The organism is Jongsikchunia kroppenstedtii DSM 45133 (assembly GCF_000380485.1).
Lineage (GTDB): Bacteria > Actinomycetota > Actinomycetes > Mycobacteriales > Mycobacteriaceae > Jongsikchunia > Jongsikchunia kroppenstedtii.
This window is the reverse complement of the sequence record NZ_AQYG01000045.1, coordinates 100,830-115,266: the sequence shown is the minus strand read 5'-3', so window position 1 is coordinate 115,266 and position 14,437 is coordinate 100,830. Positions and strand designations below refer to the sequence as shown.

At 65.5% G+C, this 14,437-nt stretch carries 16 protein-coding genes; 7 read left to right on the top strand and 9 right to left on the bottom strand.

Annotated features, from left to right (window positions below; all coding sequences use genetic code 11):
- Positions 1 to 91 precede the first annotated feature (91 nt).
- The 3 genes from G341_RS24365 to G341_RS23040 all read right to left on the bottom strand — a co-directional run bounded on the left by G341_RS24365 (position 92) and on the right by G341_RS23040 (position 2,577).
- The gene (locus G341_RS24365; protein WP_342664832.1) at positions 92 to 373 is read right to left on the bottom strand and encodes a DUF6752 domain-containing protein; all 282 of its coding nucleotides are present in this window, start codon (positions 371 to 373) and stop codon (positions 92 to 94) included.
- On the bottom strand, positions 343 to 1,920 hold the full coding sequence (locus G341_RS0109265) for a class I SAM-dependent methyltransferase (protein ID WP_245556950.1): 1,578 nt from the start codon (positions 1,918 to 1,920) through the stop codon (positions 343 to 345). The genes G341_RS24365 and G341_RS0109265 overlap by 31 nt, the downstream gene beginning before the upstream one ends.
- Before the next feature lie 111 nt (positions 1,921 to 2,031).
- The gene (locus tag G341_RS23040; RefSeq protein ID WP_018178847.1) at positions 2,032 to 2,577 is read right to left on the bottom strand and encodes a hypothetical protein; all 546 of its coding nucleotides are present in this window, start codon (positions 2,575 to 2,577) and stop codon (positions 2,032 to 2,034) included.
- A 171-nt stretch (positions 2,578 to 2,748) separates the two neighbouring features.
- On the opposite strand from G341_RS23040, the gene G341_RS0109255 reads away from it, so the two are divergent.
- Positions 2,749 to 3,693 carry an aldo/keto reductase gene (locus G341_RS0109255; protein ID WP_018178846.1) on the top strand — a complete coding sequence of 315 codons (945 nt, stop codon included), beginning with the start codon at positions 2,749 to 2,751 and terminating at the stop codon, positions 3,691 to 3,693.
- A gap of 42 nt (positions 3,694 to 3,735) precedes the next feature.
- On the opposite strand, the gene G341_RS0109250 is transcribed toward G341_RS0109255, so the two are convergent.
- Together G341_RS0109250 and G341_RS0109245 are read right to left on the bottom strand one after the other, a co-directional pair.
- On the bottom strand, positions 3,736 to 4,983 hold the full coding sequence (locus tag G341_RS0109250; protein WP_018178845.1) for a DUF445 domain-containing protein: 1,248 nt from the start codon (positions 4,981 to 4,983) through the stop codon (positions 3,736 to 3,738).
- Positions 4,984 to 4,990: 7 nt separating this feature from the next.
- Positions 4,991 to 5,698 (bottom strand): Abi-alpha family protein, encoded by a 708-nt coding sequence (locus G341_RS0109245; RefSeq protein ID WP_018178844.1) that lies wholly within the window; start codon positions 5,696 to 5,698, stop codon positions 4,991 to 4,993.
- A 290-nt stretch (positions 5,699 to 5,988) separates the two neighbouring features.
- On the opposite strand from G341_RS0109245, the gene G341_RS23035 reads away from it, so the two are divergent.
- A complete protein-coding gene (locus tag G341_RS23035; RefSeq protein WP_155826889.1) occupies positions 5,989 to 6,444 on the top strand; it encodes a zinc-binding dehydrogenase in 456 nt (151 codons plus the stop codon).
- A gap of 79 nt (positions 6,445 to 6,523) precedes the next feature.
- Here G341_RS23035 and G341_RS21565 read toward each other — a convergent pair whose 3' ends face one another.
- On the bottom strand, positions 6,524 to 6,715 hold the full coding sequence (locus G341_RS21565) for a hypothetical protein (RefSeq protein ID WP_155826888.1): 192 nt from the start codon (positions 6,713 to 6,715) through the stop codon (positions 6,524 to 6,526).
- Between the two features lie 126 nt (positions 6,716 to 6,841).
- Positions 6,842 to 7,453, bottom strand: coding sequence for a VOC family protein (locus tag G341_RS0109230; RefSeq protein ID WP_026303453.1), 612 nt, complete (start codon positions 7,451 to 7,453; stop codon positions 6,842 to 6,844).
- A 162-nt stretch (positions 7,454 to 7,615) separates the two neighbouring features.
- On the opposite strand from G341_RS0109230, the gene G341_RS0109225 reads away from it, so the two are divergent.
- The 3 genes from G341_RS0109225 to G341_RS0109215 all read left to right on the top strand — a co-directional run bounded on the left by G341_RS0109225 (position 7,616) and on the right by G341_RS0109215 (position 10,516).
- Positions 7,616 to 8,959: a PepSY-associated TM helix domain-containing protein gene (locus tag G341_RS0109225; RefSeq protein ID WP_018178840.1), complete on the top strand. Its 1,344-nt coding sequence runs from the start codon at positions 7,616 to 7,618 to the stop codon at positions 8,957 to 8,959.
- A 161-nt stretch (positions 8,960 to 9,120) separates the two neighbouring features.
- Positions 9,121 to 9,315, top strand: coding sequence for a hypothetical protein (locus G341_RS23030; protein WP_155826886.1), 195 nt, complete (start codon positions 9,121 to 9,123; stop codon positions 9,313 to 9,315).
- Between the two features lie 133 nt (positions 9,316 to 9,448).
- Positions 9,449 to 10,516, top strand: a complete 1,068-nt coding sequence (locus G341_RS0109215) for an MBL fold metallo-hydrolase (RefSeq protein ID WP_245556949.1) — start codon at positions 9,449 to 9,451, stop codon at positions 10,514 to 10,516.
- Here the strand turns inward: G341_RS0109215 and G341_RS0109210 are convergent.
- Positions 10,462 to 11,157 carry a GntR family transcriptional regulator gene (locus tag G341_RS0109210; protein WP_018178837.1) on the bottom strand — a complete coding sequence of 232 codons (696 nt, stop codon included), beginning with the start codon at positions 11,155 to 11,157 and terminating at the stop codon, positions 10,462 to 10,464. The two genes, G341_RS0109215 and G341_RS0109210, sit on opposite strands and share 55 nt — an antisense overlap.
- A 126-nt stretch (positions 11,158 to 11,283) precedes the next feature.
- On the opposite strand from G341_RS0109210, the gene G341_RS0109205 reads away from it, so the two are divergent.
- A complete protein-coding gene (locus G341_RS0109205; protein WP_018178836.1) occupies positions 11,284 to 12,432 on the top strand; it encodes an acyl-CoA dehydrogenase family protein in 1,149 nt (382 codons plus the stop codon).
- Positions 12,433 to 12,462: 30 nt separating this feature from the next.
- Positions 12,463 to 13,686 (top strand): acetyl-CoA C-acetyltransferase, encoded by a 1,224-nt coding sequence (locus tag G341_RS0109200; RefSeq protein WP_018178835.1) that lies wholly within the window; start codon positions 12,463 to 12,465, stop codon positions 13,684 to 13,686.
- Here the strand turns inward: G341_RS0109200 and G341_RS0109195 are convergent.
- Positions 13,683 to 14,372 carry a GntR family transcriptional regulator gene (locus G341_RS0109195; RefSeq protein WP_018178834.1) on the bottom strand — a complete coding sequence of 230 codons (690 nt, stop codon included), beginning with the start codon at positions 14,370 to 14,372 and terminating at the stop codon, positions 13,683 to 13,685. The two genes, G341_RS0109200 and G341_RS0109195, sit on opposite strands and share 4 nt — an antisense overlap.
- Positions 14,373 to 14,437: the final 65 nt, after the last annotated feature.

Below are 14,437 nucleotides of genomic sequence, written 5' to 3'. Positions count from 1 at the left end.
TCGTTGACTGCTCTCTCCAACGTAGGCGGCGGGCGATGCATGCCGATACGCCTGAAATCTGGCCGCGGACGGCGTGTGGCGGCGGGTCGGGTCAGAACGACGTCTGGTTGTACCTCGCCAGCACGGACCGAATGCGATCGTCGTCCCGGTCGGCGGCCGGCACCAGCACCTCCGCGACGACATCCGTCAGCTCGGCGACCCGCTGCTGCAGCCGACGATTCTGCTGCACGTCGGCTTCGAGTTGTTTGAAGCGTTGCGGTAGTTGGCGGGCGCGGGTAACCGCCCATGCCGCCCGGTTGTATTGGAATACGACGGCTCGGCCACCGCGTCGGGCGCGCCTTCTCAGCGTTTCCACGTTGCTATCAACCGACATACGTGCGGATCCTCCTGTTTGTAGACGGCCAGCCCGTGACCGGATTCGCAATGTTCGATCCGTCCCCCGCTCGCTTCGATCTCGGCGATCACGGTGCCCGGCTCGAGATAGCGGCGGAAGTGCTCGCCGAACTCGTGCTCGGCGCCTTCGTCGAGTCCCGTCCGGAATTCGAGATAGAACCGACCACCGCGTCGCAGCGCCATGTTCGCGATCCGCCAGAGATTGAGCCGCCCCGCATCCTCCAGGGCGTGAATCAGAAAGCGTCCGTACAGAACCGGTGATTCTTCCCGATGAGCAAGCTCGGCACCCATCGTGAGAACCTGCCGGATGTCGTAGAGATTGAGCGTCCGGAAAGACGCCGGCAGGTGCTCGTCCCGGGCGATGTTCCCGGCGCGCTCGGTGGCCGCCGGTATGTAGTCGAGGCCGAGCACGGCATGCGCCTGTCGGGCGAACCACAAGGCGTCGCGGCCGGTACCGGTTCCGATGTCGACGATCTCGGCACCAGGGGCCTCCAGGTCGTGCACCCAGCGGGCGAATGGCGATGGCTCGGTGGACACGGCCTCCTGCGCCCGGCCGAAATAGAAGGACCACCAGTGATCGTGGTTGCCGTTCGTCGATCGCAACCATCCGTCGAGGCGTCGTTGCACGACATGCGGCGGCTCGAACCGGAACGACGGGTCCGGCACCCGCCATGTCGGGCCGTACAGAATCTCCAGCAGGGCTTCGGGATTCGCGGGCGCGACGATGGAGCGGCCGTGCAATTCCACCTTGCCGAGGGGCAGCACGATATCCGCGTGAAACGCGCTGGATGCCACTTCGGGCAGCAGGTAGAAGACGTCTTCGATGACGAATCCGGCGAACACATCGATCGCCCGGCCACCCTCCGGGTCGGGCACGATCACCTTGAAATCGGCGGCTGAGAAGCGCCACGTCCAGTATCCGGCCTCGATCATCACGCGTTCCAGGGCGAACGATTCGCGGGCGACGTCGACAGGGGCGGTGTGGCGGCTCAGGTAGGCGACGTCGGCATCGGAGTCGTGCGCGATGAAAGACCCGTCGCGCACGGCGCCGAGCAGTGCTCCGTAGGCGAGAAAGGCGTCGACCCCCGCATCGGTCAATCGCGCCAGCACGTCTTCGAGCGCGTCCAGCAACGCGTCGACAGTCGCCTGTCCGCGTGCGGAGAATGCGCATTGCAGTTCGCCGGCTTTGTCGACAGTCAACGGTCGGCCCGCGTCGTCGACGATCGACACCCGTTCGTCCTGGTCGTCGAAGATGCACTCGCCTTCGAAAAGCACGTTGTCCGAGGAACGTTCGCGCACTGTCACATGCCCGGTGCCGTGCAGAAATGGCTGTAGCGCGCTGGGCCAGGACGCCAGCCGGTTGGCTGCGCCGCCCAGCCGAAACGTGCGAGTGGTGTCACGCGCTGCCTGGAATGACCAGACCCACTGCCCGTCGAAGAGCACATCGATGACCGTCGGATCGGCAGAATCGACTGCGATACCGGCGGTGTCGACCGTCGCCAGGCTGGGCGCGCTTATGACTGCCACCAACCAGAGGTGAATGTTGTCGACGTCCGAGTGAACATGCGATGGACGGTAGCTGTCGTCAGAGCCGGGCAGCAGTGATGGAATCACCGCGAGTGAAGGTGTCCGAATTGCCTAGTGGCCGAGCCGGTGCGGAATCCAGACGCGCGGCGCAATGTGCACCTGGAACACGGGAGTATCGACGACCACCGCCGGTGTTGATATCCACTGTTCGGGATGCGCAGCGGCATCCGCCTCGTCGGCGTCATCGCCGCTGAAGATGCAGTGACCGTTGGGGTTCAGCGTGACGGTGCCGCCCGCGGGCGCCGGCAAGGTGACGGCGATGGCTCCGCTCGCATCCAGCACCGCGCCACGCGGCACGGGGATCGCGTTGTGCACCGCGGGGCTGATGTAGGGGTAGTAGATGTACGTGCGGTGGAGCGTCGTCGGCGCATTCTGACCGGCCGTGCCGTGGATGATGGAAATCCTCGGTGCCGGAACCTGGATCGGCGACGCGGGTGGGGTCAGCAGCGGGGTTCGCGGATACTCGGGGGTGCTCACCCCATTGGGCGGGACGTGCCGGTCGATGGGCAATGGTTGTGCCCCGGCGATCGCGGGGGCGACGAGCACCGCGATCGCAACGCAGCTCGCACCGATGCCAGTGACTATTCGCAACCGCATGACTGCTCCTCGGATTCGTTGTCGACCAGTGTCTTTGGTCCTCGTCAACCGCGGAACATTCGTGACAGCGCTGGGTTTAACCGCCGTGCCGCCAGGTGGCACGTGGTCTCCCGGTCTCTGTGTCATCTGAGTAGCGTGGAAACGAGTCGGATGAAATGAAGGAGACAGCGCATGGAATTTCGGCGGTTGGGACACTCGGGCCTCGTGGTGTCGGCGGTCGGGCTCGGCACGAACAATCTCGGGATGAAGCTCGATGAAGCCGACGGGCAAGCGGTCGTGCACGCCGCGCTCGACGTCGGAATCACGTTGTTCGACACCGCCGACTCCTACGGACAGTCGGAAGAACGTCTGGGCGGCTTCCTGCGCGGTCATCGCGACAATGTCATCATCGCCACCAAATTCGGGAGTGATGTGCGGCGCCGTGGCAACGACAACGGCGACGACTGGGGAGCGCGGGGTTCTCGCCGATACATTCGACGGGCCGTCGAGGCGTCATTGCGGCGGCTGCAGACCGACTGGATCGATCTCTACCAGCTGCACCAGCCCGACCCGCAGACTCCGATCGACGAAACGTTGTCCGCACTCGACGACCTGGTACGCGAAGGGAAGATCCGCTACATCGGTCACTCGAACTTCTCCGGATGGCAAGTGGCGCATGCTGAATGGACCGCACGGCAGCGGAACTACGTCCGATTCATCAGTGCGCAGAACGAGTACAGCCTGCTGCACCGGGAGGCCGAGACGGATCTGGTGCCTGCCCTGCAGGAGTATGGCCTCGGGCTGCTGCCGTACTTCCCGCTCGCCAGTGGTCTACTGACCGGCAAGTACCGCCGGGACGCGGACGCGCCGAAGGGAAGTCGTATCGAATCGTGGGGAATGCAGGCACGGCTCAATTCCCAGACCTTCGACGCGATCGATCGTCTCCAGCAGTTCGCGGATAGCCATGGCCGAACGCTCCTCGACGTCGCGATCGGCGGATTGGCCGCGGCGCCAACCGTGGCGTCGGTGATCGCGGGTGCGACATCGCCCGCCCAGGTTCAGGCGAATGCGGCGGCAGCGCAGTGGGTTCCAACGGCCGACGAATACGAGAGGTTGCGGGCGATCCCGGGGATCTGAGGACCTGGATGACGGCGAGCGTCGTGATATCGGCGGGTGTGGTCAGTGGTGAGTGAGCAGCTCGATGATCTGTACCTGCAGCTCGCCTACCAGACCGCCGAGCACCGCGCCGAGTGAAATTAGCAGTGGCTCATCGTCTTTGAAGATCGGACGAAGAATGCTCTCATACTCCTCGGGAGTGAGCTGATTCATCTTCTCGACGATCGTGTTCTCGAGATCGATGACATTGAGCGTGTATTCCTCTGCGGCGGCGAGGGTATTGGGCAGCTCGTCGAGCACCAGGGTGACGATGCTGTCCTTGAGCGCCTGGTACCGCGCGGTGCCGACCGCGAACTTGAGCACCGATCCACCGATACCTGTCTCCTCGTCGATCGCCGTGTTCACTTCCTTGGCGATCAGCGCGAACAGGCGGTCGGCCCCGGGGCCGCGCAAAATGCTGTCGATCAGGATCTCCGGCGAGAACAGATCGGTGGCAAGCAGCCGGGCGTAGTCGCGAGTGATCTTGTCGCGCTGGGCATGCAGCATGCCCTGGAAGTGGAACAGGCCTCGGAAATACGATTTGCGGTAGATCGGCCGGAACAGCATGTTCAGGGCCAGCCAGTCGCTCACCAGACCGATGCCGAAGCCGAACGCCGGCATGATCCACGGGTTCTTGAACAGCGCCCAGACGATCATCTGCACGACGCCGATGCCGAGACCGAAGTAGATACCCGCCTTGCGGATGAACGCCATGGCGTCGGCGCTGACCCCGCGCAGCAGCCGGTTCAGCTTCGACTTGTTGCGCACCAGGGTGGTGATCGCCAGGTACTGCAGGTCGATGAACCGCGGCAGGTCCGCCTTCATCTCCTCGAGCATCTTGCCCGTGACCCGCGGCACCTGTGACTGGATGCGATTGACGATCGCCCGCCGGCCGGCATCGGGCAGCGCATCCCACACACCGGGGCGCACCTGCTCGGCGACGTCGCGGGCCACCTTGTCGATGGCATTCGAAATCGGTTCCCGCAGTGCGACTACCGCCTCGTCGGCGTCGATGCGGTCGAGCAGTTCCTCGGGTTTGAGAAGGTTCTCGGTGAACAGCTCGATCGTCTTGGAACCCACCTTGCCGGCCCGTCGCGGAATGATGCCCTGCCAGCCGATCGGGCCGATACCGACGAACTCCTCCGGCCGGTAGATCATCTCCATCGCAACGATCTTGGTGCTCCAGCCGACGAACGCCGCCACCAGCGGCATCGACAGATAGATGAACCAGTACGAGCCGAAATCATCGAGGATCTCGTGCCAGGACATCATCTGCGCGCTACTTTCCGGTGCCTTCGGCGGCCGCCCAGAGCGCCGCGCCCAGTTCCGAGATCGTCACGGTGAAGCGGTCGACGCGCGCCGGGATCGGCCCCATCGACGCGGCGTTGACGGCGTCGATCACGATCGGCTCGGCCAGCAGGATCTCGTAGTCGGTCTTGAGTGACGGGTCCTCCGGTCCCGACTCCACGAGACCGAGCGTCAGCAGATGCGTCACATACTGCGGCGTCAGCTGGATCAGCGAGACGTTCGCGGTGCGGCCGACCAGCGACGCGTTCTTCAGCACCGCCTTCGACTGGGCCTTCGAGCGAGTCCACCCGTACACATTGACCATCGGCGACGATCCGCCGTCCGACAGCGCGCCGAGGATCCGGGCCTCGTCGGGGACGAGTTGGTTGAGCAGGTGGTGGTAGAGCTCGGTCTGGCTGGTCTGGGTGTCCTGGTCCAGCGCCCGGTCGAGCAGCCCGTTGAGCTTGTTGTGCAGCGAATCCTCGGCCGGCTTGGCGACCAGCACGACCGGTTCCTCCGGCGGTTTGCTGGGAGCGACCTCGAGCTGCAGTGTCGGCCGCGGATTGGGATCGAGCTCGTTGAGCCCGCGACGGATCAGGTCGTTGATCTCATTCTGGGTCCAGCTGGTGATGTCGACGCCTGTCCGGACCACGTCGACCGCCCGGCTCACCAGTCCGAACGGGTTGAAGGTGTTGGCCATCCGGAAACCCTATCTGCGCTGCGGCGTCGCCCCTGGGGCCGAAGTCTAGATTGTGCCGTGCGCCACGCGACCGGTATCGCCCGTTCGATACCGATCCGATTTCCAGCGGGGCCGACTCGAGCAAGTACCGCTGCGCGGGCGTTCAGGCGGCACAAGTCGGCAGGAGATCCTGCGCACCTCCTACTAATGTCGACGATCGGCTGAAATTCCGGGTCGATGTTTGGTAAACCGAACATCGGGGAAGGCGGGCCCGTGCCCGCAGGATTGACGATTTGTCGTGAGGAGTCGGGGTGACGCAGGCAATGGAGGCCGACCAGGTCGTGTTCGACCGGTCCGACCTGGACGGAGTGCACGGGGGCAGTACCGCGTGGGACGTCATGGCGTATCTGACGCAGCCGTCGGTCAACACGATTCTGGTGCTGGGCGCTTCGGGCAATGTGGGATCGATGATCGCCCAGATCGCCGTCGGCCGCGGGATGCGAGTGATCGGCACCGGGTTCGACGCCGACCTGGACTATCTGGATTCACTTGGTGTGGAACCGATTTCGTGTACCGAAAACCTCACCGAGGCGCTCGGTGAACTCGCGCCCGCCGGGGTGGATGCCGTCGCCGATACCGCCGGCTCGGTCGAATTGCTGCGCGAGGCGCTGCGCGTGGCGCCGAGCCCGGAGCTCGTCGTCACCTGTACGGCGCTGGAATGCGTCGTCGAGGACGGCGTGCAATGGGCCGGGCGACTCAATCTGTAAGACCGCTCAATCCGCCTTGCAAGCAAGGTGATTGAGACACCGACGGCTCCGCATCACCATGAATGCGGAGCCATCGGTGTCAGTTGTCGAAATGATGCGGATGCCCGCCGAGGGACGCCGTGTAGATCGCGACCGGCGAATGCGAGGCGATGAGGTTCGCCCGCTCCTGCGGGGTCAACAGCCGACGATCCCAGACGTCCTGGAATCGGTGCCGGCAGGTCGATGCCAGGTGACCCAGCGAGTGGTTGTGATGGATAGCGAACGCCTTCATGGCGAGCACCTCCTTCGCGTAGGGATCCGACCGGTGTCGAATCCCGGCATATGTCATCGCAAACCGACTATGCGCTGGGAAAATGCAGCTGTCAACGGACCTATACGGGTTCTTTATCCGCTCTGTTCAGGCTGCCGGTGCCCATTCGAAACCGTCCGGATCGGTGATCGGCGCCCTCGAGCCGTTGACGACGAGCCGGTGTGAGCCGTCACCGTCGGCCGGGACGCCGGCATCCTTCGCCAGCGCCTTGTGACCGTAGAGCGCCAACTGGATCGGGCTGTCCGGCAGATCGAACTGGACGTACTTGTTCATGAAGCTCTTGGCGACCGGGATGCCCTGGTCGGTGTAGAAAGCCTTGCTGGCGGCCACATTCGCGGTGCCGAGCAGCAGCACGATCTGGTCGACCTCGCGCGTCGCCGGACCGGTGTCCTTCTTCGCCGACGATGCGAACTTCCAGATCGTGCCGTCGGGCGCGACGACCGTGCCGCCGACGCCCCAGAACGATTTGGCGAACGGCTTGATCGGTGTCCCGCCCGCGGCCACCGCGGAATCGAAAAAGCCTCGGGCAGTGGAGGGTTGGGCGGCGACCAGCGATAGCGTGAAACCGCGGAAGCCGTCGGTCGGGGCGTCCGACTGCGCCAGCTTGATCGTGTCGCCCAGTCCGAAAGCCTTGTCGTAGAAGCGCTGCGCCGCGCCGAGGTCGTTCACCTGAAGAGTTACCGAATCGATTGATGTCATGTGGCGACGGTATGGCCGCCCGTGGTGATTGCACTTCTCGATTCCTGCTCGACTTCGGAGCGGAAGGGTCGTCGCTCGCGGGTCGACCCGCGCAGACCCATGAGGCAAGCTGATACTCGCCGCCCTGCGAGACGTAATTAGGTGATGCTAACCTAACTAACCATGGCTGGCGCGGCATCGCACCTGGACAGCGTGCGCGACGACACCGTCCGCACGGGCGAGACCTCGGCACCGCCGTCACCTCGTAAGCGCCGGCCCGCACGCAAACGAAACACGCGGAAGCCGGTACGCAAGGTCCTGGTGCTCACGCATCGATGGTCGGCGCTCGTGCTCGGACTGGTGCTGGTGATCGTGTGCACCTCGGGCGCGGCCCTCGTCTATGCGCCGGAGATGATGCGCGCGCTCAACGGGAATCTGTTGCACGGCACGCATTCGCCGCAACCGGTCGGATTCGAAACGGCCGAGCACTCGGTGCAGTCCGCCGACCCGCGGTTCCATCCGACCCAGGTGTCGTTGAAGAACGACGTGTACATCGTCACCGGGGATCAGCCGGCATCGGGCGAGCAATACTTCGTCGACGCGGGCACCGGAAAGATCAATGGTCACGCCAACCTGTACGGCGGCGTCATCGGCTTTCTGGTCAACCTGCACGACTGCGGGCTCACCTGCCAGGGTTACGCCGGGTATCAACCGTGGCTGGCGCGTCCGTCGGTGATCGCGCACGTTCCATGGTTCGCCGGAATGACTTGGGGAGCGGTGATTCTCGGCGGAACCGGCTTGCTCCTGCTCGGTCTCGCGGTCGGCGGAGCGATCATCTGGTGGCCCGGCCGAAAGAGACTGCGGCACGGCTTCCGGGTTCGATTCGGGCGTGGACGATTCGCCCGTGACTACGACCTGCACAATGTCATCGGAATCATCGCGACTCCGGCATTGCTGGTGTGGGCGCTCACCGGAATGAATTTCGAGATCCCGCAGGTCTCGAAGCTCTGGTATTCGGCGACCGGCGGGCGGGCCGTCGCCGACGACGCGTACACGATGACGGCGAGCGGTACCGGGCCGGAGATCGCGCTGCCGACCGCAGCCGCGGCTGCCCGAGCGCACTTCCCGAATTCCGAGATCACGGCCGTTGGCCTGCCGGCAGCGGGGCAGGCCTATTACACCTTCACCCTTTTCGATCATGGAGCGAACGGTTCCAACGCAGACCTGTGGAAGTACTACCCGACGTACAGCGGCAACAGGTATCTCGGTGTCGACGAGCACGATGCGAGCAATGTGAAGGTGATGACCGGTCCGCCGAAGACCTTGTCCAACAAGATCATTAATGATCTGGCGCAACCCACGCTCCACTATGGTGTGTCGGTCAATCCCTGGTGGCGTGCAGTGTGGTTCGTGTTCGGTCTGACCCCGCTGGCGTTGATGGTCACCGGCATGTCGACGTGGCTGGTGCGGCGCCGGACCTCCCGGAACAAGAAGGCGCGGGTACGGTCGGCGGCCTCCACGTCATGAATCCAACAGTTGCGGCCGTCGCCGTCGGGTGTGCGGCGGCCGCCGCGGTGTGGTCAGCTGCTCGAGCGCTCATAGGAGTCCGCTCTCGTGCATCGTGGATGCCGTCGGCGATCATCACGTCGCTCGTAATATCCTGGCTTGCAACCGGAATGGCGGCCTGGATGACCGGCACCCCGCCGGCACGGCCGGGTGTATTCGCCGGATACGCCGTCACCGCCGCGGCGATCGTGCCTGCCGGGTGGTGCTATTCGGCGCGCGCCGAGGGTCGGCGAGCGGATCTTGTCCTCGTAGTGACGTTCGCGTTGGCCGCGTTTCTCTGTTACCGGGCGCAGGAAGTGTGGACGAATCCGCACTGACTGCGCGATCAGCCCCGGCTGCCGGGCTCGCGGTGACCGTCGCGCGTGATGTGCCCCCGGCGCGAATCCGCCGTCGACGGTCCTGATACAACGGATTTACAGGAACAACAGAACGAGTATCGGCGGTGGGCACGTGAGCGCAGCGAATCGTGACGAATGGACGATGCCGGGGGTGTACGAGGTGGCTCCCGGCGTATACCGAATCCCGCTGCCGCTGCCCATGCAGGGCTTGACGGCGGTCAACAGTTATCTCTTCACCGGCGCAGACGGTCTCGTCTACGTGGATCCGGGGTTCAGTGACGACGCGAACCGGCAGGCCATCGAGCGGGCATTCGCCGAGCTCGGTCATTCCATTTCCGACATCACGACCTGCATTGCGACGCATCATCACTGGGATCACTATGCGCAGGCGTACGCGTGGCGGGGCGAGATCGGCAGCAAGCTCTACATCGGCCATGAGGAACGACACAGCATCCTAGGCTTCGACCTGGATGCGGAGGTGCGCTACCCGACGCAGACCGAGCAGCTGGCCGAGGCCGGCGCGCAGGCGGTGTCGCGGGCCATCGCCGAGGGCGAACCGTCGGAGATGGAGCAGAACACGCCCTACGGTCCGCCGGACGGCTGGCTGTCCGGCGGTGACCGGATCGAGCTGGCCGACGGCGGCTTGGAGGTGATCGCGACGCCGGGGCACACCCGCGGCCACGTGATCCTGCGGCACACCGCGAGCGGCGTGCTGGTGACGGGCGATCACGTGCTGCCGTTCATCACGCCGTCGATCGGGTTCGAGTGGTCGCCGGAACCGCAACCGCTGCAATCGTTCCTGCGATCCCTGGGCCAGACGCTGGAGCTCCCGGACGGTGCGCTGCTGCCGGCGCACGGCCCGGTCCTGGGCAGCACGCATGCGCGCGTCAAAGAGCAGATCGCCCATCACGACGAACGGCTCGCCGAAGTGCTGGAACTGATCGGCCGCCGGCCGTCGTCGTCGTATGAGGTTGCGCGCCAAATGAAATGGACGCGGCGGGCGCGGGCCCTGGACGATCTGCCGGTCGAGCATCAGATGATCGCGATCAGTGAGATCCGCGCGCATCTGGAGATGCTCCGCCTACAGGGTCGGGCGCAGACCGTCGACGATGACGGCGTGCTGCGCTATGCCCCGGCGTCCGACCAGAATCCGCGCGCCTCGAGCAGCGCCACCGCCTGATCGCCGCCGCGGCGGAAGTGCTCCTCGGTCAGTCGTCGCGCGGCCGCGCCGTCGCGGACCCGTAGCGCCTCGACGATCTCGTGGTGATCGTGGGTCATGGACTCGCGCCAGCCGGCATGCGACTCGTAGAAGCCCTGCGGGATGGCCCGGCTGAGCGTCTTGATCTCGGCGGTCAGCCGTCGAGAACCGGTGGCCCGGTTGATCACCCGGTGGAACTCGTGATTGAGCAGCTCCTCGGCCTCGGTGCTGGTCGCCGACTCCATGTCGGCAGCCATCGACGCGAGGGTGTCGAGGTCGGCGTCGGTGAGACGGGCCGCGGATCGTTCGGCGGCCATCCCGGAGATGACGCCGAGCATCCAGTACTGGTCGAGGATGTCCTCGCGGGCGAGCGTCGCGACGAAGGCCCCGCGTCGCGGCTCCAGCTGCACGATGCCTTCGGCCGACAACTCGATGACGGCCTCCCGTACGGGCAGCTTGCTGATGCCGAGCTGCTCGGCGATGCGGTCCTGGTCGATGCGGGTGCCCGGGCGCAGCCGACCCTCAAAGATCTGTCGCCGGACCTCATCGGCCGCAACGATTTTCAGACTCGTAGGCAGCGACTGGCGCCGGGCCGCGGGTGTCGTTGAGTCCCGTGTCGGCATGTCAGCCCCCTGGTCGTTGGTGCGCGGGAACCGACCTCCCGCAATTATGATATTTTATTTTATACGCCGAACGGGTCAAGCGGCCGCGAGGGTGTTGCGACACCGATCGCCGGGAAGGATCGAATCATGGGGCTGAGCGCGGACGAGGAGCAGATGGTCGCGCTGGTCGCCGACTTCGTCGACGACCGGGTGCGTCCGCGGGTGCGGGAGTTCGAGCAGGACGACATCTACCCGGCCGAGTTCATCGATGCCATGAAAGAGCTGGGCTTCTTCGGCATGCTGGCTCCGGCCGAATTCGGCGGCGTCGACGTGAGCACGGCCTGCTTCGCGCGGGTCACCGAGGAGCTGGCGCGCGGCTGGATGAGCTTGGCCGGCGCGATCGGCGGTCACTCCGTCATCACCTACCTGATCAGGAATTTCGGCACCGACGAGCAGAAGTCCAAGTACCTGCCGAAGATGGCCACCGGAGAGATCCGCGCGACCATGGCGCTCACCGAACCCGGCGGTGGCAGCGACCTGCAGGCCATGCGTACCAATGCAACTCGGGTCGATGGCGGCTGGTCGATCAGCGGGTCCAAGACCTGGATCTCCAATGCCGCGCACTCGGGTCTCTTCGGGCTGCTGTGCATCACCGACCGAGATGTCTCGCCGGCACACAAGGGTATGAGCGTCATCCTGGTCGAGCCCGGCGATGGCTTCACGATCAGCAAGAAGCTGCCGAAACTCGGCTACCGCGGAGTCGAGGCCTGCGAGCTGGTGTTCGACAGTCGCGTCGTGCCCGATGACGCGATCCTGGGCGGCGAACCGAATCTCGGCTGGGGACATATGATGCGCGGGCTCGAGGTCGGCCGCATTCAGGTGGCTTCCCGCGCCCTCGGCGTCGGACAGGCCGCGCTCAACGACGCGATCCGCTATGCGCAAGAACGAGAATCGTTCGGCAAGCCGATCTGGAAACATCAGTCGGTCGGAAACCTGTTGGCGGACATGGCGACCAAACAGCAGGCGGCGCGGCTGCTGACGCAGGACGCCGCCGAGCGGCTCGACTCGGGCAAGCGGGTCGACATGGAGGCCGGCATGGCCAAGCTCTTCGCGTCCGAGGCGGCGATGCAGATCGCGCTGGATGCCATCCGCGTGCACGGCGGCTACGGATACTCCCGCGAATACGACGTCGAGCGCTACTTCCGCGACGCTCCGCTGATGATCGTCGGTGAGGGCACCAACGAGATCCAGCGCAACGTCATCGCCGGGCAGCTGGTCGCCCGCAACAAGATCTAGCCGCGACACGATTCAGGAGCCGTACAGAACATGGCATCGAACACCCTGCGCCGCGCCGCCATCGTTGCGCCGCTGCGTACCCCGGTCGGCACCTTCGGCGGTTCGCTCCGTGACGTGCCGGTGGAGGACCTCGGCGCCCACATCGTCAAAGCCGTTGTGGAGCAATCGAAAATAGACCCCGCGCGCATCGACGATGTGGTATTCGCCCAGTCCTATGCCAACTCGGAGGTGCCCTGCGTGGGCCGCTGGCTGGCGCTGCACGCGGGCCTACCCATCGAGGTCCCCGGGATGCAGCTCGATCGTCGCTGCGGAGGTGGACTGCAGGCGCTGGTCACCTCGGCCATGATGGTGCAGACCGGGGCGGCCGACGCCGTCCTCGCCGGCGGCGTCGAGTCGATGAGCCGGATCGAGTACTACAGCACCGGCACCCGATGGGGCGCGCGGTCGGGCAACACGATGCTGTACGACCGGCTCGACCGTGGTCGCGAGCGTTCGCAGCCGGAGGATCGGTTCGGGAAGATCTCCGGGATGATCGAGACCGCGGAGAATCTGGCCAAGGACCACAACATCTCTCGTGAGGCAGCCGACGCGTACGCGGCGCGCAGCCATCAGCGCGCGGCCGCGGCGTGGGCCGAGGGCAAGTTCGCCGACGAGGTGGTGCCGGTGACCGTGCCGCGGCGCAAGGGTGATCCGGTCCTGGTGGAGACCGACGAGGGCGTACGGCCCGATTCGACGGTCGAGACCCTGGCCAAGCTGCGCACGGTGATGCCGAACGGCACCGTGACCGCGGGCAACGCGAGCCAACAGAACGATGCGGCCGCGGCGTGCCTGGTGGTCGCCGAGGATCGGCTGGAGGCGCTCGGGCTGGAGCCCATCGGCTTCCTGGACGGCTGGGCCGCCGCGGGCTGCGAGCCGTCACGCATGGGTTTCGGACCGGTGCCGGCCGTCGCGAAACTTGCTGCCCGTAGCGGCGTTTCGGTGTCCGAACTCCTCGGCGGACTCGATCTGATCGAGCTCAACGAGGCGTTCGCCGTGCAGGTACTGGCAGTACTCAAGGGATGGGGTTGGGACGACCAGGATCGGTTGAACGTCAACGGTTCCGGGATCTCGTTGGGCCACCCGATCGGCGCCACCGGAGTCCGGATGGTGACGACCCTGCTGCACGAGCTGCATCGCCGAGGCGGCGGTAAGGGCCTTGCCACCATGTGCATCGGCGGCGGACAGGGGTTGGCGGCGACCTTCGAGGCGGTCTAGGCCCAGAGCCCGCGTTCCTCGAGGATGGTTACCACATGCTCGGCGCTGCGGGCCATATGCGATCGCATGGCCGCTCGGGCCTTGTCGCCGTCGTGGTCACGCAGGGCGTCGATGATCGCGCGGTGATCGCTGCGGCTCTCGGTGACCTGTGATTCCAGGGTCGCGTAGAAGTGATTCGGCAGATGCTTGGCGACGCCGCCGGCGACCAAAGCGAGCCGATGCGAATCGGCGGCCAGGTTGATCTCGCGATGGAAGGCATGGCCGAGTTCGGCGATCAGATGGCCATCCTGGTCGGCGATCGCCTGATCGAAACGGTCCTCGATGGCCTCCAGCCGTGCGATCTGTTCCGGGGTGATGTGCTCGGCGGTGCGCGCGGCCAGCTCGCCGACCAGTTGGCCCAGCGCCCAGAACAGATCGGTGACGTCCTGCCGGGTGAACGGTGCCACCACGAAACCTCGCCGCGGGACCAGCGTCACGAAGCCTTCGCTGCTCAGGCGCAGCAGGCCTTCGCGAACGGGCGTGTTGCTGACGCCGACGGCAGCCGCGATCGGTTCCATCCGGAGGAAGTCGCCGGGCCGCAGATTGCCCGACATGATCTGCTCGCGCACGTAGGCGGCGACCTCGTCAGGGAGCTGACGTCGCCGGTCGCGGGCAGGGATGCCGGCGATGTCCTCCGCGCTTGCCATGGGGGCCGGCTCCTTCAGTGTCGTCATGGACTGGTCCGTTGACCTGCAATATAGGCCATCCTCCG

Bases quoted from the DNA above. Each gene is read 5' to 3' on its own strand.
- G341_RS24365 (WP_342664832.1), bottom strand. From the start codon at position 373: ATGTCGGTTGATAGCAACGTGGAAACGCTGAGAAGGCGCGCCCGACGC.
- G341_RS23040 (WP_018178847.1), bottom strand. From the start codon at position 2,577: ATGCGGTTGCGAATAGTCACTGGCATCGGTGCGAGCTGCGTTGCGATC.
- G341_RS0109255 (WP_018178846.1), top strand. From the start codon at position 2,749: ATGGAATTTCGGCGGTTGGGACACTCGGGCCTCGTGGTGTCGGCGGTC.
- G341_RS0109250 (WP_018178845.1), bottom strand. From the start codon at position 4,983: ATGATGTCCTGGCACGAGATCCTCGATGATTTCGGCTCGTACTGGTTC.
- G341_RS0109245 (WP_018178844.1), bottom strand. From the start codon at position 5,698: ATGGCCAACACCTTCAACCCGTTCGGACTGGTGAGCCGGGCGGTCGAC.
- G341_RS21565 (WP_155826888.1), bottom strand. From the start codon at position 6,715: ATGAAGGCGTTCGCTATCCATCACAACCACTCGCTGGGTCACCTGGCA.
- G341_RS0109230 (WP_026303453.1), bottom strand. From the start codon at position 7,453: ATGACATCAATCGATTCGGTAACTCTTCAGGTGAACGACCTCGGCGCG.
- G341_RS0109225 (WP_018178840.1), top strand. From the start codon at position 7,616: ATGGCTGGCGCGGCATCGCACCTGGACAGCGTGCGCGACGACACCGTC.
- G341_RS23030 (WP_155826886.1), top strand. From the start codon at position 9,121: ATGACCGGCACCCCGCCGGCACGGCCGGGTGTATTCGCCGGATACGCC.
- G341_RS0109210 (WP_018178837.1), bottom strand. From the start codon at position 11,157: ATGCCGACACGGGACTCAACGACACCCGCGGCCCGGCGCCAGTCGCTG.
- G341_RS0109205 (WP_018178836.1), top strand. From the start codon at position 11,284: ATGGGGCTGAGCGCGGACGAGGAGCAGATGGTCGCGCTGGTCGCCGAC.
- G341_RS0109200 (WP_018178835.1), top strand. From the start codon at position 12,463: ATGGCATCGAACACCCTGCGCCGCGCCGCCATCGTTGCGCCGCTGCGT.
- G341_RS0109195 (WP_018178834.1), bottom strand. From the start codon at position 14,372: ATGGCAAGCGCGGAGGACATCGCCGGCATCCCTGCCCGCGACCGGCGA.